20 protein-coding genes and 1 pseudogene are annotated in these 18,852 nt (G+C 71.5%); 9 read left to right on the top strand and 12 right to left on the bottom strand.

Features of this window, described 5'->3' with window-relative positions:
* A pseudogene (locus BIU96_RS16270) lies at positions 1-260 on the bottom strand (hypothetical protein); the annotation flags it as partial.
* 221 nt (positions 261-481) lie between these two features.
* Here BIU96_RS16270 and BIU96_RS16265 point away from each other — a divergent pair.
* The 6 genes from BIU96_RS16265 to BIU96_RS19960 all read left to right on the top strand — a co-directional run bounded on the left by BIU96_RS16265 (position 482) and on the right by BIU96_RS19960 (position 5,631).
* Positions 482-2,953, top strand: coding sequence for a phosphoketolase (locus BIU96_RS16265; RefSeq protein ID WP_071293634.1), 2,472 nt, complete (start codon positions 482-484; stop codon positions 2,951-2,953).
* 91 nt (positions 2,954-3,044) lie between these two features.
* Positions 3,045-3,401 (top strand): hypothetical protein, encoded by a 357-nt coding sequence (locus BIU96_RS16260; protein ID WP_139200102.1) that lies wholly within the window; start codon positions 3,045-3,047, stop codon positions 3,399-3,401.
* Positions 3,382-3,594, top strand: coding sequence for a hypothetical protein (locus BIU96_RS16255; protein WP_139200101.1), 213 nt, complete (start codon positions 3,382-3,384; stop codon positions 3,592-3,594). The genes BIU96_RS16260 and BIU96_RS16255 overlap by 20 nt, the downstream gene beginning before the upstream one ends.
* A 24-nt stretch (positions 3,595-3,618) precedes the next feature.
* A complete protein-coding gene (locus tag BIU96_RS16250) occupies positions 3,619-4,302 on the top strand; it encodes a fumarylacetoacetate hydrolase family protein (RefSeq protein WP_071293631.1) in 684 nt (227 codons plus the stop codon).
* A gap of 158 nt (positions 4,303-4,460) precedes the next feature.
* Positions 4,461-5,444, top strand: coding sequence for a sugar phosphate isomerase/epimerase (locus BIU96_RS16245; RefSeq protein ID WP_071293630.1), 984 nt, complete (start codon positions 4,461-4,463; stop codon positions 5,442-5,444).
* 10 nt (positions 5,445-5,454) lie between these two features.
* Positions 5,455-5,631, top strand: a complete 177-nt coding sequence (locus BIU96_RS19960; protein ID WP_175477586.1) for a hypothetical protein — start codon at positions 5,455-5,457, stop codon at positions 5,629-5,631.
* A 25-nt stretch (positions 5,632-5,656) separates the two neighbouring features.
* Here the strand turns inward: BIU96_RS19960 and BIU96_RS16240 are convergent, their stop codons facing one another.
* The 6 genes from BIU96_RS16240 to BIU96_RS16215 form a co-directional block, all read right to left on the bottom strand.
* A complete protein-coding gene (locus BIU96_RS16240) occupies positions 5,657-5,986 on the bottom strand; it encodes a hypothetical protein (protein WP_071293629.1) in 330 nt (109 codons plus the stop codon).
* Entirely contained in the window at positions 5,983-6,543 is a 561-nt protein-coding gene (locus tag BIU96_RS16235; protein ID WP_139200100.1) for a hypothetical protein, read from the bottom strand. Before BIU96_RS16235 ends, BIU96_RS16240 begins: the two co-directional genes overlap by 4 nt.
* Positions 6,540-7,070, bottom strand: coding sequence for an RNA polymerase sigma factor (locus BIU96_RS16230; protein WP_254786201.1), 531 nt, complete (start codon positions 7,068-7,070; stop codon positions 6,540-6,542). The genes BIU96_RS16235 and BIU96_RS16230 overlap by 4 nt, the downstream gene beginning before the upstream one ends.
* 236 nt (positions 7,071-7,306) lie before the next feature.
* A complete protein-coding gene (locus BIU96_RS16225) occupies positions 7,307-7,507 on the bottom strand; it encodes a hypothetical protein (RefSeq protein WP_139200098.1) in 201 nt (66 codons plus the stop codon).
* Positions 7,508-7,642: 135 nt separating this feature from the next.
* Entirely contained in the window at positions 7,643-10,165 is a 2,523-nt protein-coding gene (locus BIU96_RS16220) for an ATP-dependent DNA ligase (RefSeq protein ID WP_071293625.1), read from the bottom strand.
* Entirely contained in the window at positions 10,162-11,052 is an 891-nt protein-coding gene (locus BIU96_RS16215; RefSeq protein ID WP_071293624.1) for an SDR family oxidoreductase, read from the bottom strand. Before BIU96_RS16215 ends, BIU96_RS16220 begins: the two co-directional genes overlap by 4 nt.
* Positions 11,053-11,157: 105 nt before the next feature.
* Between BIU96_RS16215 and BIU96_RS16210 the strand changes: the two genes are divergently transcribed.
* Positions 11,158-12,186 carry a Ku protein gene (locus tag BIU96_RS16210; protein WP_071293623.1) on the top strand — a complete coding sequence of 343 codons (1,029 nt, stop codon included), beginning with the start codon at positions 11,158-11,160 and terminating at the stop codon, positions 12,184-12,186.
* Here BIU96_RS16210 and BIU96_RS16205 read toward each other — a convergent pair.
* Positions 12,183-12,662: a DUF6328 family protein gene (locus BIU96_RS16205; protein WP_071293622.1), complete on the bottom strand. Its 480-nt coding sequence runs from the start codon at positions 12,660-12,662 to the stop codon at positions 12,183-12,185. The two genes, BIU96_RS16210 and BIU96_RS16205, sit on opposite strands and share 4 nt — an antisense overlap.
* A 113-nt stretch (positions 12,663-12,775) precedes the next feature.
* On the opposite strand from BIU96_RS16205, the gene BIU96_RS16200 reads away from it, so the two are divergent.
* Entirely contained in the window at positions 12,776-13,357 is a 582-nt protein-coding gene (locus tag BIU96_RS16200; RefSeq protein WP_254786186.1) for an antibiotic biosynthesis monooxygenase, read from the top strand.
* A 4-nt stretch (positions 13,358-13,361) separates the two neighbouring features.
* Here BIU96_RS16200 and BIU96_RS16195 read toward each other — a convergent pair whose 3' ends face one another.
* From BIU96_RS16195 to BIU96_RS16180, 4 genes are read right to left on the bottom strand one after another with little or no spacing between them, the layout of a single operon-like run.
* Entirely contained in the window at positions 13,362-14,297 is a 936-nt protein-coding gene (locus BIU96_RS16195) for a Ppx/GppA phosphatase family protein (RefSeq protein ID WP_071293620.1), read from the bottom strand.
* 31 nt (positions 14,298-14,328) lie between these two features.
* Positions 14,329-15,186, bottom strand: a complete 858-nt coding sequence (locus BIU96_RS16190; RefSeq protein ID WP_071293619.1) for a ribokinase — start codon at positions 15,184-15,186, stop codon at positions 14,329-14,331.
* Positions 15,183-16,613, bottom strand: a complete 1,431-nt coding sequence (locus BIU96_RS16185; protein WP_083402995.1) for an MFS transporter — start codon at positions 16,611-16,613, stop codon at positions 15,183-15,185. The genes BIU96_RS16190 and BIU96_RS16185 overlap by 4 nt, the downstream gene beginning before the upstream one ends.
* A gap of 5 nt (positions 16,614-16,618) precedes the next feature.
* Positions 16,619-17,632 (bottom strand): nucleoside hydrolase, encoded by a 1,014-nt coding sequence (locus BIU96_RS16180; protein ID WP_071293618.1) that lies wholly within the window; start codon positions 17,630-17,632, stop codon positions 16,619-16,621.
* A gap of 182 nt (positions 17,633-17,814) precedes the next feature.
* Here BIU96_RS16180 and BIU96_RS16175 point away from each other — a divergent pair, with 182 nt between their 5' ends.
* Complete coding sequence (locus BIU96_RS16175; RefSeq protein ID WP_254786185.1) at positions 17,815-18,825, top strand: LacI family DNA-binding transcriptional regulator; 1,011 nt, start codon at positions 17,815-17,817, stop codon at positions 18,823-18,825.
* Positions 18,826-18,852: the final 27 nt, after the last annotated feature.

Below are 18,852 nucleotides of genomic sequence, written 5' to 3'. Positions count from 1 at the left end.
AGCTTGGCGTTGCCCGAGACACCCGGGGTCAGCTTCAGCGCGGTGAGCGCGTCGGTGAAGCCCTTGTCGAGCGCCACGGCGGTGTTGCCACCGAGGACCTCGGGGACCGAGGCCACCGGGCCGGGGATCTTCGAGGAACTGGAGGACACGGTGTGCACGGAGCCGTCGGCCTGCGCGGCCGAGACACCGAACGCTGCGCCGCCGAGGACGAGCGCGCCGGTCGTGGCGAGGGTGATCGAGGTCTTGAGTGACTTGCGCATTGGTCTTCAGTCCTTTGCTGTGACGGGCACTCCGGCCGGTGGCCGAACGACGCTTCTGTGCGTACGCTGAATACCGGCCGAATCTGACCGGAGAGCGCCCTGGGCGTTTGCCCTTGTGCATCTCATTCGGCACCCCCTCGCAAACGGTTTGGAAGTGGTGCAGAAGTTTTTCGAGCGGTCTCCCTGGGACGGGCTGTGCCACTCCTCCGTACCGTGGGGGCATGTCCCCCGCACTCACCACGAGCACCGACCGGATCCGCGCGATCGACGCCTGGTGGCGCGCCGCGAACTACCTCACCGTCGGGCAGATCTACCTGCTCGACAACCCCCTGCTCACCCGCCCGATCGAGCCCGACGACATCAAGCCCCGGCTGCTCGGCCACTGGGGCACCTCGCCGGCGCTGAGCCTGGTGTACGCGCACCTCAACGCCCTCATCGCCGAGACCGACCGCGACGTGCTCTACATCTGCGGTCCCGGGCACGGTGGCCCGGCGATGAACGCGAACGCCTGGCTCGAGGGCACGTGGGGCGAGCTCTACCCCTCGATCACGCCCGACCCGGCGGGGCTGCAGTCGTTCTTCCGGCAGTTCTCCTTCCCCGGCGGGATCCCGTCGCACGCCGCCCCGGAGACCCCGGGCTCGATCAACGAGGGCGGTGAGCTCGGCTACTCCCTCGCGCACGCGTACGGCGCGGCGCTCGACAACCCCGACCTCGTCGTCGCGTGCGTCGTCGGTGACGGCGAGGCCGAGACGGGGCCGCTCGCTGCCTCGTGGCAAGGCCACACCTTCCTCGACCCGGTGCACGACGGGGCGGTGCTGCCGATCCTCAACCTGAACGGGTGGAAGATCGCGAATCCGACGATCCTCGCCCGCATCCCCGACGAGGACCTCACCGCCTACTTCCGGGGGCTCGGGTACGAACCCATCGTCGTGGACTCGGCCCGGGTCGACGACGACCCCTTCGCCGTGCACGCGCTGTTCGACGGGGCACTCCGCCGCGCGATGGCGACGATCGACGACATCCAGGCAGCGGCCCGGGCGCAGGCCCAGCGTGCGGCCGCGGGGCAGCCGGCCGGAGCATCCGACCTCCGCCCGCGCTGGCCGATGATCGTGCTCCGGACGCCGAAGGGGTGGACCGGCCCGAAGGAGGTCGACGGGGAGCAGGTCGAGGGCACCTTCCGCGCCCACCAGGTTCCGCTGCCCGGGGTCCGCGAGAACGATGCGCACCGGAAGCAGCTCGAGGAGTGGATGCGTTCGTACCGCCCGGAGGAACTGTTCGACGAGGACGGCCAGCCGATCGGCATCCTCACCACCATCCGGCCGACGGGCGACCACCGGATGAGCGCGACGCCGCACGCGAACGGCGGCCGGATCCGCACGGCGCTCGACCGTCCCGCCCTCGCCGAGTTCGCGGCCGAGGTGGGCACCACGGCGAGCGCCACCGGCACCCTGGGGCCGTGGCTCGCCGCGCTCATCCAGCGGAACCCGTCGACGTTCCGCCTGTTCGGTCCCGACGAGACGATCTCGAACAAGCTCGACGCGGTGTTCGACGTCACGTCCCGCGTCTGGCGCGCGCAGCGCGGCGTCGGCGACGAGCACCTCGGAGCGCAGGGCCGGGTGACCGAGGTCCTCTCCGAGCACCTGCTCGAGGGCATGCTCGAGGGCTACGTGCTGAGCGGCCGGCACGGACTCATCAACACCTACGAGGCCTTCGCCCACATCATCGACTCGATGGTCGGCCAGTACGCCAAGTGGCTCGAGTCCTCGACCGACATCGACTGGCGGGCGCCGGTGTCGAACCTGTCGATCCTGCTGTCGTCGCACGTCTGGCGGCAGGACCACAACGGGTTCTCGCACCAGGACCCCGGCTTCCTCGACGTCGTCGCGTCGAAGCAGCAGGACCTCGTCCGGATCAAGCTGCCGGCGGACGCGAACACGCTGCTCGCCGTCGCCGCGCACGCCATGGAGACCACGGACCGCATCGAGGTCATCGTCGCGGGCAAGCACCCGGAGCCGGTGTTCCTGTCGCTCGACGACGCCGTCGCGCACGTCGACGCCGGCGCCGGCGTGTGGGCGTGGGCCGGCACCGAGGACACCGTCGGCCGTGCGGACGTCGTGCTCGTGTGCGCCGGCGACGTGCCGACCGTCGAGACCGTCGCCGCTGCCGACATCATCCGGAAGCACGCACCGTCGGTCGGGGTGCGGGTGGTGAACGTCGTCGACCTGCTCGCGCTCGGTGACCCGCGGAAGCACGAGCACCCGCTGCGCGACGAGCGCTACGACGAGCTCTTCCTGCCCGGTACCCCGGCGGTGTTCGCCTTCCACGGCTACCCGTCGCTCGTGCACCAGCTCACCTACCGTCGGAACGGGCACGACGACCTGCACGTGCACGGCTTCCTCGAGCAGGGCACGACCACGTCGCCGTTCGACATGCTCATGCGCAACGAGATGGACCGGTTCGCGCTGGCGCACGACGCCCTCACCCGGGTCGACGCCGACGCGCACGCGGACCTGCTCGGCAAGCTCTCGGAGGCCCGGGACGCCGCACGCGAGTACGCCTACACCAAGGGCGAGGACCACCCGTCCGTCGGTGGGTGGGAGTTCGCGGGGTGGCCCCAGGACGAGCCCGCCTCCGGTGGCACCGGTGGCGACCCGGGAGCGGGCGAGTCGGAGGGGTCGGCGCCCGGCAGGTAGGTCCTCCTCCACAGCCTGGAGGCGCGGGGCGCCCTCCACAGGACCGGTCACGCTCGTCGCGTGGCCGGTCCTGCTGCGTCAGGGTGGCGGGATGGACGGAACATGGGCCGCGGTGACCGGCGCAGTCATCTCGGCGATCGGGGCGTGCGGCGCGGTCGCGGCGCTGGTCGTCACGGTGCGCGAGGGGCGCGCTGCACGGCGGAATACAGAGTTCTTGGGGCACCGGGACATGTGGTGGCAGCGTTGGTCGTGGGTCGCCGACCGTGCGACGGCGGACGACGACTCGGGTCGCGCCGCCGCGTCCGTGATGGCTGCTGCCCTCGTGACCCGTACGTGGACGACCGAGGACGACACGTGGATGTTCCACGCGCTCGAGCGGCTCTCCGCGCAGCAGGTACCGGGCGAAAAGACGAACGAAGGGAACGGCGATGATCTCGAAGATGGGTGACCAGGAGTTCAAACGGCGACTCGACCTCCGCGAACTCACCACCGCACGGTTGCTCGCCAGCGCGCACTACGGGCCGATCCTCCGCGCCCAGGGTGCGGAGGAAGAACTCGCGCAGATGCGGATCGAGTGGCGTGAACGGCAGGAGCGGGCCCGCGCGCGGAAGCTACGAGAAGAGGCTTCCTTCGCGGACTGACGGGGGTCGTGGCACGCTGGACGGGTGACCGACCTCGTGCTCCCGGCACCGACCCTCCCGACCATCCCGACCTCGACCGGCGGGCGGTTCCCCGTCCGCCGGGTGTTCTGCGTCGGTCGGAACTACACCGCGCACGCGCGAGAGATGGGCCACGACCCGGACCGCGAACCCCCGTTCTTCTTCACCAAGCCAGCCGACGCCGTGGTGCCGGACGACGCCGACACCCCGTACCCGACGATGACCGAGCGGCTCGAGCACGAGGTCGAGCTCGTCGTCGCGATCGGGACCGGCGGCAGCGAGATCACCGTGGACGACGCCCTCGCGCACGTGTGGGGCTACGCCGTCGGCATCGACCTGACCCGCCGCGACCTGCAGGCCGAGGCGAAGCGGCTCGGCCGACCGTGGGACACCGCGAAGGGGTTCGACGCCTCCGCCCCCGTCGGCGTGGTCGTGCCGGCGGCCGACGTGGACCCGACCGCCGGGGCGATCGAGCTCCGGGTGAACGGGGAGCTCCGACAGTTCGGCGACCTGTCCGACCAGATCTGGTCCGTGGCCGAGACGATCGCCGAGCTGTCCCGGTTCGTGGCGCTCGCTCCGGGCGACCTCCTGATGACGGGCACGCCCGAGGGGGTCGGGGTCCTCGAGCGCGGCGACGTCCTCGACGGCTCAATCGCGGGCGTGGGCTCGGTCCGGACGCGCATCGTCTGACCGGTCGCGTTTCACGGGTGTGTCCCGGTGCTGGGAGCGCTCGCAGGCGCAGCGCGTAGCAATGTCTCGACGTCGCTGGGGGTACCGCGGCGTCGGACACGACGGGGCACACCGGGCGCGACGGGGCGCAGGGCGTGTCCGGACAACGGAGGTGTGCCGTGCAGGAACACGACCTGCTCGCGACGTCTTGGACGTGGGCCGGCACCGGACCGATTCACGAGCGCATCCGCGCCGTCGGGGCCGCCGGCTTCGCAGGGCTGTCGATCTCGCTCGGTGACCTCCACGAGGTCCGGGCGACCATCGGCTTCGCCGCACTCCGCCGGGTGCTCGACGGGGCCGGCATCGTCTGGGTGCAGCTCGGACCGCTCGAACGCTGGTGGACGTGCTCGAACCGGACGCCCGATCAGGAAGCCGACCGTGGCGTCGTACTCGAGGCCGCCGCGATGCTCGGCGCGTGGCAGGTCGTCGCGCGGGCCGACACGACGCTCCCCGGGATCTCACCGGCCGCCATGGTCGACGACTGGGTGGACCTCGCTGGACAGGCCGCCAAGGTCGGCGCCCAGCTGGTCCTCGAGCCGGAGCCCTGGTCCAACCTGCCGACGGTCGAGCGCGCCTCCCGGTTCGTCGCGGCGGCCGGGCACCCGAACGGCGGACTGCTGGTCGACGCCATGCACGCCCTCCGGGGTGGGTCCACGCTCGCGTCGATCCAGCAGGGCGTGGCGTCGACCACGCTCGCGGCGGTGGAGCTCAGCGACGGGCTGCTGCACACCCCGGCGGGCATGACCCTGTCCGAGGAGTCCCGAGCGGCCCGCTACCTACCGGGGGCCGGGGCGTGGGACCTGCCGGGCTTCATCCGCACCGTCCGTGACCTCGGGTACGACGAACCGTGGGGTGTCGAGGTCCGGACGGCAGCACACCGGGCGATGGCGCTCGAGGACGCGCTGCGCACCGCGGCCGCCGCGACCCGTGCCGTGCTCGACGCCGCCGATGCGTACGGCGCCCCGGCGGCCCCGGCGATGCCGACCACCCCCGCGCCGACCTCGGCCGTCGACTTCGAGCCGTCGGCGAACGCCCCGGATGCTCGTCACCACGGCCTGCGTCGCATCCACCGACGGGATGCCGACACAGGCACGCCCGCGTAACCTCGGCCGCATGACGGACCACGCAGCACACGACGACGACCTCCTCCGCCGCTCGCAGGAGTCCATCGACGAGGCGAAGGCAGCCGCGGCCGAGGTGACGGAGCCGGAGGAGGACGAACTCATCGCGGAGGACCTCCCGGTCGCCGACGACGCCGAGCCGACGGACGGGCCCGCGCCCGCCGCCTGAGCGGCAGTCACCCGCCGCGTTCGCCTCAGTCGATCTCGACGACCCGCACCGTGACGTCCGCAGGCCGCTGACCCAGGGCCTCCACCGCGCCCTGCACGACCGCGTCACGCACCCTGCGCACGAGCGCCACCGTCGGGACGGCTCGGTCCGAGGTCACGACCACCCGGACACGTGCGCCCTCCGGCAGGTCCTGCACGAGCACCGCGCCGCCGTCGCGCGGCAGGTCGAGCGCCGTCCGGACGTCCCGCACGAGCGTGGCGAGCTTCGGGCCGGGCGGCAACACGGACCGGACGCCCGGCACGGCGAGCGCCACCTCGGTCAGGCGGCGGGAGAGCGTCCGGGTGTCGGTGGTCATGCGGCTCCTGGGTCGATGAGGTCGGCGACGCGCACCACGACCGTCCGCACGGCGAACGGCGCGTGCGCCTCGAGGGCGGTGGCGACCGCGACGTGCAACGCTTCCGTCCGGTCGTGGACGGGTCCGTCGGCCGTCACCGCGACGGTGACCTCGACGTCGACTGCGCCCCCGGGCACGGTGACGTCACCGGTGAAACGCGTCCGGCGGACGACCAGGCCGGGGACGTCGTCGCCGAGTGCCCGCACGAGTCCGCGCAACGCTCCCTCGGTGACGACGAGCGTCGAGGCCGGGTCGTCGTCGGGCACCGGGATGTCCCGGCCGGCGTGTGCCGTCGTCCGGATCGAGATGAGGACACCGGCGATCCAGGAGTCGTCCGCACCGGACACGTCGGCATCGAGCAGGTCGCGCGAGGCGGTCCGCAGTGACTCGAGTCGTCCGAGTGCGGCGAGTGCTTCCGGGTCGCGGTCGATCTCCGGTCGCACCGGATCCCGCCCGGAGTCGAGGTAGTCGGAGAGCTCCTCGAGGGTGAAGGCGCCGAAGCGTTCGTCGTCGGTCATCGCCACCCCTCCATCTGCTCGAGCACCCGTCGACGTGCCCGTGCGAGGACCCCACGCACCGTGGCCTGCGGCATCCCCGTCGCCTCGGCGATCTCGGCGTACGAGGCCCCACCGATCTCCCGCATCACCCACACCGCACGCGGCGCATCGGGGAGAGCCTGCACGATACGCGCGAGTTCCTGGACCTGGAGCCGTGTCTCGACCACCTCGTCGACCGGACGGTCGTCGGAGGACTCGACCACCGCCTCCAGGTCGAGGTGGGGGTGACGACGTCGGAGACGGTCGAGCGCCTTGTTGGCCGCGATCCGGAACAACCAGTTGCGCACCCGGTCGGGGTCGTCGACCCGGTCGATGCGCTGCCAGGCCTGCAACGCCGCTTCCTGCACCGCGTCGTCCGCCTCGCCGTCCCCGTGGCCGAGGATGCGGGCGGCGTAGGCCCGCATGTGCGGACCGTACCGGCGGATGAGCACGCCGAACGCGACCGTGTCACCGTCGGCGCAGCGTTCGACGAGGGAGGCGTCCGACAGGGACGCCAGGGCGTCAGCGTCGCTCAGGGTCTGCTCCTCAGGGTCAGCCCGGCGATGTTTTTCCGGGTCCGGACGTGACGAACCGGTCGTTCGCCTCGTCTTCTGTACGTGCCTGCCAGGAGCGCTGCTCGCTGCTGGCGCAGAGCGCGTCGCGGCCGGTCATCCCTGAACGACCGGTCGCGGCGCTCCGACGGCGGCCCGTGCGTTCCCTGATCCGGCGCACGGGTCGTCTTCTCCTACTGGTTGACCCCGTCGACCTTGTCGATCTCGTCGACCTCGTCGACCTCGTCGACCTCGTCACCGAGGAAGTCCGCGTAGGTGACCTCGGACTCGGGCAGCACCTCTCGCGGGTCGACCGGCACCTGCACCGATCGATCCGCAGCGATCGTGCCGCGCTCCTCCGTGGTGAACGGGGGCAGGTACTTGCTCGCACTCATGCTCACGCCCTTTCGTCCCGGCGAACGTAACAGGCCGTGGCGGAATGGCGGGCGGGCGGCGCGGAATCGTCCCCCGGACCGTGCCGGAACGGGGGACGGAAGTTCGCCCGCGGCGGACCCGATGCGGACGCATGCTCAGGTCTCGCGGACGACGTCCGACGGGTCCTTGTCGACGCGCCAGCCGCGCCACGACGGTTGCCGCAGCCGGCCGTCGGAGGTCCACTCGGCGAACTCGACCTCACCGACGCGCTTCGGTGTCACCCAGTGCGCGTCACGGGCGTCGGGACGGGGGACGTCGACGAACGGGGAGGTCTTCCGTTCCAGCGCACCGAGCACCGCACCGATCTCGTCGAGGTCACGGTCGCGGAACCCGGTCCCCACCTTGCCGATGTACTCGAGCCCGTCCGGCCCCGGCACCCCGAGCAGCAGGGAGCCGACGCCACCCGCGCGACGACCGCTGCCGGGTTTCCAGCCGCCCACCACGACCTCTTGCGTGGCGTGGTGCTTGAGCTTCAGCCAGGCCTCGGAGCGTCGCCCCTCGGCGTACTTCGACGACCGCTTCTTCGCGACCACGCCCTCGAGTCCCTGCTCCTTCGAGTCCGCCATCGCCCGCGCCAGGTCGCCCTGGTACGCGGCGGGCACGTCGATCGCGCCCCCGGGGTCGACGACCGTCTCGAGCGCCTGCCGCCGTGCGTCGTAGCCGAGCCGCGTGAGCTCGTGGCCGTCGGCCTCGAGCACGTCGAAGAGCAGGAGTCGGACCGGCGTCTGCGCACGAGCCGCCTCGACCTCGCGCCGCTTCGTCAGCCCCATCCGGTTCTGCAGCAGCTGGAACGACGGCCGGCCGTGGTCGTCGAGCGCCACGATCTCGCCGTCGAAGACGCCGTCGACGCCCGCGCGCTCGCCGAGTTCCTGAAGCTCCGGGTACTGGTCGGTGAGGTCGTTGTCGTTGCGGCTGCGCAGGGTCACCGAGCCGTCACACACGGTGCAGAGGGCGCGGATGCCGTCCCACTTCATCTCGAACGCCCAGGCCGCGGGGTCCAGCGCGGGCTCGCCCTTGGCCAGGGACGCCTGCATGGTCCGGCGGTCCGCGGGCGCGGTGTCCGAGGCCGCGGCACCGTCGATGCGGTGCTGGGCGTCACGTGGTGCGGTCGACGGACTGGAGGCACGGCTCGCCCCCGACCCGTCGCCGCCCTCCGCCAGGCGGTCCGGCTGGTCCTTGGTGCGGTGGATGAGCCAGTTCTTCTCGTCGCCCTCGCGACCCCGGCCACGACCGCGGGTGTGCAGGAGCGCCAGACGGCGAGCGCCTCCGGTCCGGCCGTGCAGCGTGACGATGACTTCTTCGCCCTCACGCCACTTCTCGAGCTCGTACGTGCCGTCGTCCCAGATCGTGACCGTGCCGCCGCCGTACTCGTCCTTCGGGATCGTGCCCTCGAACGCGCCGTACTCGAGCGGGTGGTCCTCGGTCTGCACCGCCAGGTGGTTCTTGCCCGGGTCGCTCGGTTCGCCCTTCGGCAGCGCCCAGCTGACGAGTACGCCCTCGTGCTCCAACCGGAAGTCGTAGTGGTCCCGCGTCGCGTGGTGCTCCTGGATGACGAACGTCGGGGTGCCGTCCTTCCGGACCGTCGGCGCGTCCTCGGGAACGGGCTCCGGCGTCTTCGAGGCGTCGCGCTTCGCACGGTAGGCAGCGAGGCGGTCACGCCCCGGCTGCTCCGCGTCGTTCGCGCGCTGGGTCCGGTCGCTGTCCCAGTGACCGTGGTCCGGTCGTCCGACGGCCAACGAGGCGGAGGCGACCGGGTGCAGGAAGTCGCCACGGGCCTCCAGGCGTTCCAGCACCTCGTCCAACGTGAGCTGGGCGAGCCCGCGTTCCTCGAGCTCCTTCCAGGTGCGGGGCGCGGCGACCGTGGGCCGCTCGCGGCCACGCAGCGAGTACGGGGCGATGGTCGTCTTGTTGCCGTTGTTCTGCGACCAGTCGACGAAGACCTTGCCCGTCCGCTCGGCCCGGCTCATCGACGACAGCACGAGGTCCGGCAGGTCCTGTTCGAGTGACTTCGCGAGTTCGTGCGCCACCTCGGACACCTGCGCCGTGGTGGCCTTCCCGTCGAGGGCGGCGTAGAGGTGGATGCCCTTCGAACCGGACGTCACCGGGTACGGGTCGAGGCCCATGCCGTGCAGGACCTCACGCGCAGCGACCGCCACCTCGACGCACTCCGGCAGGCCGACGCCCTCGCCCGGGTCGAGGTCGAGCACCAGCCGATCGGGGTTCTGCTGGGCACCCCGGGGGCCGAAACGCCACTGCGGCACGTGCAGCTCGAGCGCCGCCTGCTGTGCCATCCAGACCAGGGTCGGCAGGTCGTCGACGATCGGGTACTCGTTGTCGTGCTCCGAGTGGTGGATGGTGTGGTGGCGGACCCAGTCCGGCGCCGAGTCGGGCAGGTTCTTCTCGAAGAAGACCTTGCCCTCCACCCCGTTCGCCCACCGCTTCCGGGTCACCGGCCGGTCCTTGACATGCGGGATCATCCACGGCGCCACGCGCTCGTAGTACTCGATGACGCGGCCCTTGGTCGTGCCGGTCTCCGGGTAGAGCACCTTGTCGGTGTTCGTCAGCGCGAGCCGCCGGTCACCCACCAGGACGACCGTCCTGCGGGACGCGGGACTCACAACGCCACCCCGGTCGCTCCCGCCACGGTGAGGGTCGACCCGGAAGTGTACGAGGACTCGGGACCCGCCAGGTAGACGTAGGCGCCGCCGAGTTCCACCGGCTGCGCAGGCCGGCCGAACGGGGTGTCCTGCCCGTACGCGGCGATCTCGTCGCCCGGGTAGCTGATCGGCTGCAGCGGTGTCCACACCGGGCCCGGCACGACCGTGTTCGCGCGGATGCCCTTCGACGCGAGTTGTCGTGCCAGACCGTTCGTGTACGTGATGATCGCGGACTTCGTCGCCGCGTAGTCGATCATCCGGTCCTGCGGCTGGTACGCCGAGACCGAACTGGTGGTCACGATCGCGCTGCCCGGCGCCATGTGCGGCACCGCGGCCCGGACCAACCAGAAGAGCGAGTAGAGGTTGACCTTCATCGTCCGGTCGAAGTCCTCGGTGCTCTGCAGGGTGACGTCCTCGTGCACCTGCTGGTGCCCCGCCACCAGGACGAGCGCGTCGAGCCCGCCGAGCTCGCTCACGGCGTCGCGCACCAGCACGGCGCAGAACGCCTCGTCGGTGAGGTCACCCGGCAGCAGCACCGCCTTGCGGCCGAGGTCGCCGACGACGTCGCGCACGGCCTCGAGGTCCTCGCGCTCTTCCGGCAGGGCGTTCAGGGCGACGTCCGCGCCCTCCTTCGCCATCGCGATCGCCGCCGCGCGGCCGATGCCCGAGTCCGCGCCCGTGACGAGGACCCGGTAGCCGGGCATCCGGCCCGTGCCGAGGTAGCTCGTCTCGCCGTGGTCGGGGGCCGGGTCCATCGCGCTGGCCAGCCCGGAACCCTGCTGCGTCTGCGCGGGGAACGGCGGGCGGGGGAACTGGTCGCGCGGGTCCTGCTTGTCGAGCTGGCTCATGCGCCCATCGTGCTCGTTCAGCCCGCGGGCCGGTCCAGCGAACCCGGATCTGTGGAGAACCCGCGACTGCGAGCGCTCCTGTGCACGGACGGGCATCATGAGCGCATGAGGTCGATCTGGAAGGGCTCCATCGCGTTCGGGCTGGTCAACGTACCGATCAAGGTCTACGCCGCGACCGAGACCCACGACGTCTCCCTGCACCAGGTCCACGACGAGGACAAGGGACGCATCCGGTACAAGCGGGTGTGCGAGTTCGGGCACGAGGTCGAGTACGCCGACATCCAGCGCGCCTACGACGACGGCGACAAGACCGTGGTGCTCACCGCCGACGACTTCAAGCAGCTGCCCGAGGAGCAGTCGCACGAGATCGAGGTCCTCGAGTTCGTGCCCGTCGAGCAGGTCGACCCGATGATGTTCGAGAAGTCCTACTACCTCGAGCCGGACTCCCGCTCCCCCAAGGCCTACGTCCTGCTGCGCGAGACGCTGGCGAAGACCGACCGCCTGGCGATCGTGCAGTTCACGCTCCGCCAGAAGACCCGGCTCGGCGTCCTCCGGGTGAACGACGACGTCATCCTGCTGCAGGGCCTGCTGTGGGGCGACGAGGTCCGTGCGGCGGACTTCACAGCCCTCGACGCCTCGGTGAAGGTGAGCGCGACAGAGCTGAAGATGTCGTCGTCGCTCGTCGACAGCATGTCCACCGACTTCGACCCCGACCGCTACACGGACGAGTACCAGGCGGAGCTGCAGCAGCTCATCGACGCCAAGCTCGAGGCGGGCGACGACATCGACACCGAGAAGACGTTCGGCGAACGCGCGGAGGACGACGACGAGGGCGAGGGCGGAGACGTCATCGACCTGATGGCCGCCCTGCGGGCGTCGGTGGACAAGAAGCGGTCGCGGTCGTCGTCCGGTTCGTCGTCACGGCCTGGAGGCACGGGGTCGCGTTCGTCCTCCGGCTCGCGTTCGTCGTCCGGTTCAGCCAAGGACGACGACGAGCAGCCGGCGGCGAAGAAGCCCGCCGCTGCGAAGGCATCGTCCTCGTCGTCGTCGACCACGAAGAAGACCCCCGCCAAGAAGACGCCCGCCAAGAAGGCGCCGGCCAAGAAGCCCGCAGCGAAGAAGCAGGCGAGCTAGCCGTCCCTGCTGGTCCGTAGGAGCGCGAGCGGGATCGACACCCAGAGCAGCGCCGTCCCGACGAACACCACGGCCCCGCCGACGAGCCCGCCGACGTCGCCGATCACCACGTCGAACACGAACAGCACGGTGCCGGAGAAGAGCAGCGCGCTGGCGATGAGCGTCGTGAGCAGGATCACGTTGCCGACCCGGACGAGGTCGTGCTTCTGCCGCTGCCGGAACACCAGCCGGTGCGTGGCGACGGCGGACAGGGCCACGACGGTCACGACGACCGCGAGGACGACCAGGACCAGGTAGATCGTCTCCTGTCGGTCCGACAGGGTGGTGAAGCGCTGCTGGAACGGCAGCGTCAGCAGGAACCCGGCGAGGATCTGCGTGCCGGTCTGCACGATCCGGAGCTCCTGCTGGATGTCGACCCAGTTCCGGTCCCACCGCTCGGTCGACGTCTCGTGCCGGCCGCGTTCGGTCTCGCTCATACCGCGAACGTACCCACGTTCGACCGTGGCCTCGACGAGGTCGCGCAGCCCGACACGAGCCGGTAACACGCCTGCGGGAGACTGGGCGCATGACTCCAGAAGAGCCTGGGGCCTTGTCGTCGCCACCCGCGACCGATGGCCCGCCCGTCACCGTCTCCATCACCCGCCTGGTCGAACCCGACCGCATCCCCGATGTCACCCGCTGGGTGCAGTCCGGCGTGAACCTGGCGAACCGCTACCCGGGCTTCCTCGGCTCCGGGTGGGTGCGGTCGCACGCGTCGAGCCGCGAATGGCACATGCTCTACCGGTTCGCCGACCACGACTCGCTCGCCACATGGGAGAACTCCGACGACCGGCTGCGGTGGCTCGACCTCGGCCGTGACCTCGTGGTGGAGCACCGCGTCGAGAAGCGCACCGGCATCGAGGGCTGGTTCGACGTCCCGCAGGACGCCCCGGCGTCGAGCGCTCCGCCACGGTGGAAGCAGGCGGTGAGCATCTGGCTCGGCTTCTTCCCGGTGAACCTGGCGTTCACCTACCTGGTCGGCTGGCTCGTGCCGGCGTTCGGCGCGCTGCCGGTCCTGCCCCGGGTGCTCATCACGACGCTGGTGCTCACCCCGATCATGACGTTCTGGGTGCTGCCGTTCGTGACGAAGCTGATCCGTCCGTGGCTGCTGGCGCCACCGCGCAGCGCGTGACGCCCTAGCCGAGCACCGACAGCTGGTCGAGCCGCTCGAGGATCACGCCCTCGCGGAGCGCCCACGGGCAGATCTCCAGCGCCGGCAGGTCGAAGATGTCCAGGCACGCCTCCGCGACGAGCGCCCCCGGGACCACCTGGTGCGCCCGACTGGCGGACACCCCGGGGAGCGTCGCCAGCTCGGCGACGGACATCGAGAGCAGCGACGGCAGCTTCGCCCGCAGGACGGCACCGTCGAGCAGCCGCGGCACAAGCGGGCCGGCACCGGACGGCGCGGCGCCGCAGATCCGGGCGATCGAGCGGAACGTCTTCGAAGTCGCCACGGCCCGGTCCGGGCGTCCGGCGCGGAGCAGTAGTCCGGCGTCGCGGGCGATCTCGACGCGGATCTCGTGGCGGATCCGGCGGACGTCGTCCTCGGAGGGAGTGCCCGCGGCGAAGTAGGAGCGGGCCAGCCGAGCGGCACCGATCGGCATCGACCACGCGACGTCTGGCGCCTCGTCGCCCCCACCGGCGATCTCGAGCGAGCCGCCGCCGATGTCGAACACCGCGAGCCGTCCGGCCGACCAGCCGAACCAGCGACGCACGGCCAGGAACGTGAGCCTGGCCTCGTCGGAGCCGGACAGGACGGCGAGCTCGACCCCGGTGGACGACTCGACGTGGGCGAGGACCGCCTCGGAGTTCACGGCGTCACGGACCGCCGAGGTCGCGAACGCCAGCATGTCCTCGCAGCCGCGCTCCTCGGCGACCCGGACGGCATCGGCCACGAAGGCGGTGAGGGCGTCGACCCCCTCGTCGGTCACCGCACCGGCGTCGTCGAGGTGCTCAGCGAGCCGCAACGGCTGCTTGAACGACGACGCCGGCAACGGTGCGGCACCCCCGTGGGCGTCGACCACGAGCAGGTGGCCGGTGTTGGACCCGATGTCGAGGACTCCCACGCGCATGGGGACAACGCTAACGGCCTGGAGGCGCGGGTCACGCCCGCAGAAACCGCTCCAGTTCCGGGGTGGTCGGGTACGAGGCCTGTGCGCCCACCTTGGTCGCGGCGTACGCACCGACACCCACGGCGAACCGGGCGGCGTCGACGAGGGAGTCCCCCGCCGCCAGCCGGAGCGCCACGGCACCCATGAACGCGTCGCCGCAGCCCGTGGTGTCGACCGGCTCCACGCGCACCGCGTCGATCGACGCCGGGTCGTCGTCACCGTCGTGGACGGTGCAGCCCGCGCCACCCCGGGTGACGATCGACCGCGCGACCCCGTGCTCGCCGAGCGACTCGGCCTCGTGCTCGTTGACGAGCAGGACGTCGGTCAGCTCGAGGAGTTCGGCCGGGACCGCGCCGAAGGGCGAGAGGTTCGTCAGCACCGTGACGCCGGCGTCACGAGCGGCACGGGCGGCGGCGAGGACGACGTCGATCGAGACCTCGAGGCACAGGCCGAGCACGGCCGCCCCCGTGAACGCGTCGGCGGGGACGTCGTCCGGGGTGAGCGTGGCGTTCGCGCCGCCGGAGATCACGATGGTGTTCTCGCCGGCGCCGTCGACCGTGATGACGGCGGTGCCGGTGGCCGTTCCCTGCCGGACGGCGACGTGCGTGATGTCCGCACCCGCCGCCGCGACGGAGTCGCGGAGCAGTGCACCGTTCCCGTCGTCGCCGACCGCGCCGATCATGCGGACCGTTCCCCCGAGCCTCCCGGCAGCCACCGCCTGGTTGGCGGACTTGCCTCCGGGCAGGGTCTGCAGGTCGGACCCGTGCAGGGTCTCACCGGGCTTCGGGAAGCGCTCGGTGCGGACCACCAGGTCCGCGTTGAGCGAGCCGACGACGACGATGGTGTTCAACGGACGGACTCCTTCTGCGGGACGGCCGAGGTCGTCTCGGCGTCCGACGGGCGCGGGATGAGGAACGACATCGCGAGGGCGCCGATGGTGATCGCGGCACCGAGCAGCATGCCACCGGAGTAGCCGGCGGTGCCCGCGGACCCGCCGACCCCGAGGGCGATCTGGAGCGCCGGCAGGACGGCGAAGCTGACACCGGCACCGAGGTTGAACGCACCGGCGTTCAGGCCGGGCAGGAAGCCGGGGTTGGAGGCCGGCGACAGGACGATCCCGAGACCGTTGAGGATGATGTTCGCGATGCCGGCGTAGGTGATGCCGATCAGGACGGTCGCCACGACGAGCACGGGCAGCGAGTGCACACCGACGAACGCCATCAGGAGCGTCGCGACGATGCTCCCGATCAGGCCGACGCGGAGGACCGCGCGGTACCCGATGGTCGGGGCGAGCCGTCCGGCGAAGGGTCCGACGATCCAGCCGACCAGCGCGTACGGCGTGAGGAACACGAGCGAGGCGAGGTCCGCCTCCATCCCGAACCCGGCGTCGTGGTTCTGCGCGAGGCTCGTGACGAGGCCGTTCACGACCGCGAACACACCGGTCATCGTGAGGAAGGTCGTGGCGAGGAGCGCCCACGTGCCGCGACGCTTCAGGAACCGGGTCTCGACGAGGGGTTCCTTCACGCGCGACTCGACGGCCCAGAACACGGCGAACGCGGCGAGGGCGACGACGATCCCGCCGACCACGAGGACCGGGTTCGCTGCGCCGAGCTTGCCCGCCTCGTTGAAGGCGGTGAGCAGCGCGCCGACGCTGACCACGAGGGGGACGACACCGATCCAGTCCATCCGGGTGCCGGCGGACGGCTTCGACTCGACGCCCCACACGGCGACGAGCGCCAGCGCGATCACCGTGACGACGGCGATCACCCAGAAGATGCCGCGGAAGCCGAAGTTCGTCGCGATCCACCCGCCGGCGAGCGCGTCCACGCCGGCGATGCCGCCGTTGACCGCGGTGAGCAGCCCGAGGGCGGCGCCGTACCGCTTCGGGTCGCTGATCTCGTTGCGGAGCACGAGCAGGCAGATCGGGACGACCGGGCCGGTGACGCCCTGGATGATGCGACCGGTGAACAGCATCGGCACGTTGACCGCCAGCGCAGCGACGATGCTGCCGACGAGCATCACGGCGAGCATGCCGAGCAGGACGCGCTTGCGGCCGACGATGTCGGACAGGCGCGGCAGGAACAGCGAGAACAGCGCCGCGAGCGTGAAGTACAGGGTCTGCGACAGCCCGATCGTCGCGTCGTCGGTGTTGAGCTCCCGCGCCATGGTGACCAGCGCAGGGCTGAGCATGCTCGCGTTGAGCTGGAACGCGATGCACGCTGCGAGGAGCGCCGCGGTGAGGGCGCCGATCGACTTCTTCGTCGATGTGGTGGTCATGGTGCTCAGATCTCCGTCGAGGTGGTGGTGGTGGTGGCGGGGCGCGGGGTCCAGCCGGTGTCGGGGGTCTCGCCGATGCGCTCGAGGGCGTCGACGACGAGGTCCCAGAAGCGGGCGTGGTCGAGCTCGAGCGCGGCGCTGGTGCGGCAGTCCTCGGGGGCGGGAGCGCGGAAGTCGGCGACGGTCATGCCGAGGGTCAGGGTGCCCTGGGTCTCGATGTGGATCGGCACCTTGACGGCGCGGACGACGGTCGGGTCGATCACGTACGCGACGGCGCAGGGGTCGTGCACCGGCGGGGCGTCGAAGCCCTGCGCGTCCTTGTAGGTCTGGCCGAAGAAGTCGAGGAGCTCGCCGACGAACGCGGCCGGGCCGGTGCCGACGGCGGCGATGCGCGCGGCGACCTCCGGGGTGGCGAGGGCCTGGTGGGTGAGGTCGAGGCCGACCATCACGACGTCCCAGCCGGCGTCGAAGACGATCGACGCGGCCTCGGGGTCGATCACGATGTTGAACTCGGCGACCGGGCTCCAGTTGCCGATGTGCACGCCGCCGCCCATCAGGACGACCTGCTTGACGCGCTCGACGATGCGGGGTTCCTTGCGGGCCGCGAGGGCGATGTTCGTCAGACCGCCGGTCGGTACGAGGGTGACGGTGCCGGGCTCGTGCGCCATCACGGTGTCGATGATGAGGTCGACCGCGTGCCGCTCGTCGAGGTCGAACGAGGGCTCGGGCAGCATCGGGCCGTCCAGGCCGCTCTCCCCGTGGATCGACGGTGCGACCTCGATCTGGCGGAGGATCGGCCGATCGGCACCCGCAGCGAACGGGATGCCCGTGATGCCGGCGATCCGGGCGACCGCCAGGGCGTTGCGGGTGACCTTCGGCAGCGTCTGGTTCCCGACGACCGTGGTGACGGCGAGGAGCTCGATGTCCGGGTTGCCGTGGGCCAGCAGGATGGCGACGGCGTCGTCGTGACCGGGGTCGCAGTCGAGGATGATCTTCGCTGGCTGGTTCGCTTCGGACACGCGAGGTGCTCCACTTCGTCGGGGATGAGGTCTGGGCCCGACGTGGTGGGGTCCGCACCGTCGGAGGATCAATTCCCGGCACGGCACGTCAAGCGTTTGACATGGAACCACGTCAAGCGTTTGACGTCAAGCGCGCGACCCGCCGCGGTCACGAGCACGACCACCGTCGGTAGCATCGGACCGTGCCATCCTCAGCCGCGCCCGGCCGCCGTGTGACCGCCGCGATGGTGGCCGAGCGTGCGGGCACGAGCATCGCCACCGTGTCGCTCGTCGTGAACGGCAAGGAGCGGGGCCGGGTGTCCGCGCCGATCGCCTCCCGGGTGCGCGACGCCGTCGAGGAGCTCGGCTACGTGGTCGACCACGCGGCGAGCTCCCTGGCGCGGGGCAGCGGCGACCTCGTCGTGCTCATCGCCCCGGACCTGTCGAACCCGTTCTTCGCCGAGGTCATCCGCGGCGTGCGGGACACCATCGGTGACCGGTTCCAGCTCGTGCTGTCCGTGACCGAGCGCGGCGCGCAGCCCGTCGCCGCCGACGTCCGGCGCTTCGAACGACTCCGACCTGCGGGGATCCTCGTCGACGCACCGGCCGCCGGCGAACCGATGTCCGCGAGTGTGCCCGTGGTCCTCCTCGATGCCCCCGGTGGCGCCGAGGCCGTCAACTACGACCTGTCCCCCGGCGTCCACGACCTCGTCGCGCACCTGCACGAACAGGGGCACCGCCGTGTCGGGTACCTCGACGGGACCTCGCGTGCGACGACGTTCGGCGTCCGCCGCGAGCTCTTCGAGCAAGAGTGCTCCGCCGCCGGCATCACGGTGTCCGAGATCACGGCGCGCGCCGATCTCACCGTGGACGCCGCGGCATCGGCCACCGAGCACGTCATCGAGGCCTGGCAGGAGGACGACGTCACCGCCGTCGTCGCGGCCGCCGACACCCTGGCGTACGGCGTCCTCCGGACCGCGGGTCGACTCGGGATCGCCGTGCCCGGGGAGCTGGCGGTCGCCGGCTTCGACGACCTGCCGTCGTCGTCCGTCACCGCGCCCGCCCTGACGAGCGTGGCCCTGCCGGGAGCTGAACTCGGCCGCTCGGCAGCCCTCCGCCTGCTCGCGACACTCGACGGCACGGCCGCCGAGCCCGCGGCCCTGCCGACGCGGCTCGTGCCGCGCGCGAGCACCGGCGCGAGCACCGGCGCGTAGCGCCGGGTCACCGCGACCTCACGCGCT

Source organism: Curtobacterium sp. MCBA15_008, assembly GCF_001865065.1.
In the GTDB taxonomy this organism is placed as follows: Bacteria; Actinomycetota; Actinomycetes; order Actinomycetales; family Microbacteriaceae; genus Curtobacterium.
This window is presented reverse-complemented; position numbering and strand designations above follow the sequence as displayed.

Excerpts from the sequence above, each read along its gene's own strand:
- BIU96_RS16210 (WP_071293623.1), top strand. The coding sequence starts at position 11,158 with ATGAGGTCGATCTGGAAGGGCTCCATCGCGTTCGGGCTGGTCAACGTA.
- BIU96_RS16215 (WP_071293624.1), bottom strand. The coding sequence starts at position 11,052 with ATGAGCCAGCTCGACAAGCAGGACCCGCGCGACCAGTTCCCCCGCCCG.
- BIU96_RS16260 (WP_139200102.1), top strand. The coding sequence starts at position 3,045 with ATGGACGGAACATGGGCCGCGGTGACCGGCGCAGTCATCTCGGCGATC.
- BIU96_RS16265 (WP_071293634.1), top strand. The coding sequence starts at position 482 with ATGTCCCCCGCACTCACCACGAGCACCGACCGGATCCGCGCGATCGAC.
- BIU96_RS16235 (WP_139200100.1), bottom strand. The coding sequence starts at position 6,543 with ATGACCGACGACGAACGCTTCGGCGCCTTCACCCTCGAGGAGCTCTCC.
- BIU96_RS16240 (WP_071293629.1), bottom strand. The coding sequence starts at position 5,986 with ATGACCACCGACACCCGGACGCTCTCCCGCCGCCTGACCGAGGTGGCG.
- BIU96_RS16185 (WP_083402995.1), bottom strand. The coding sequence starts at position 16,613 with ATGACCACCACATCGACGAAGAAGTCGATCGGCGCCCTCACCGCGGCG.
- BIU96_RS16255 (WP_139200101.1), top strand. The coding sequence starts at position 3,382 with ATGATCTCGAAGATGGGTGACCAGGAGTTCAAACGGCGACTCGACCTC.
- BIU96_RS19960 (WP_175477586.1), top strand. The coding sequence starts at position 5,455 with ATGACGGACCACGCAGCACACGACGACGACCTCCTCCGCCGCTCGCAG.
- BIU96_RS16195 (WP_071293620.1), bottom strand. The coding sequence starts at position 14,297 with ATGCGCGTGGGAGTCCTCGACATCGGGTCCAACACCGGCCACCTGCTC.
- BIU96_RS16225 (WP_139200098.1), bottom strand. The coding sequence starts at position 7,507 with ATGAGTGCGAGCAAGTACCTGCCCCCGTTCACCACGGAGGAGCGCGGC.
- BIU96_RS16205 (WP_071293622.1), bottom strand. The coding sequence starts at position 12,662 with ATGAGCGAGACCGAACGCGGCCGGCACGAGACGTCGACCGAGCGGTGG.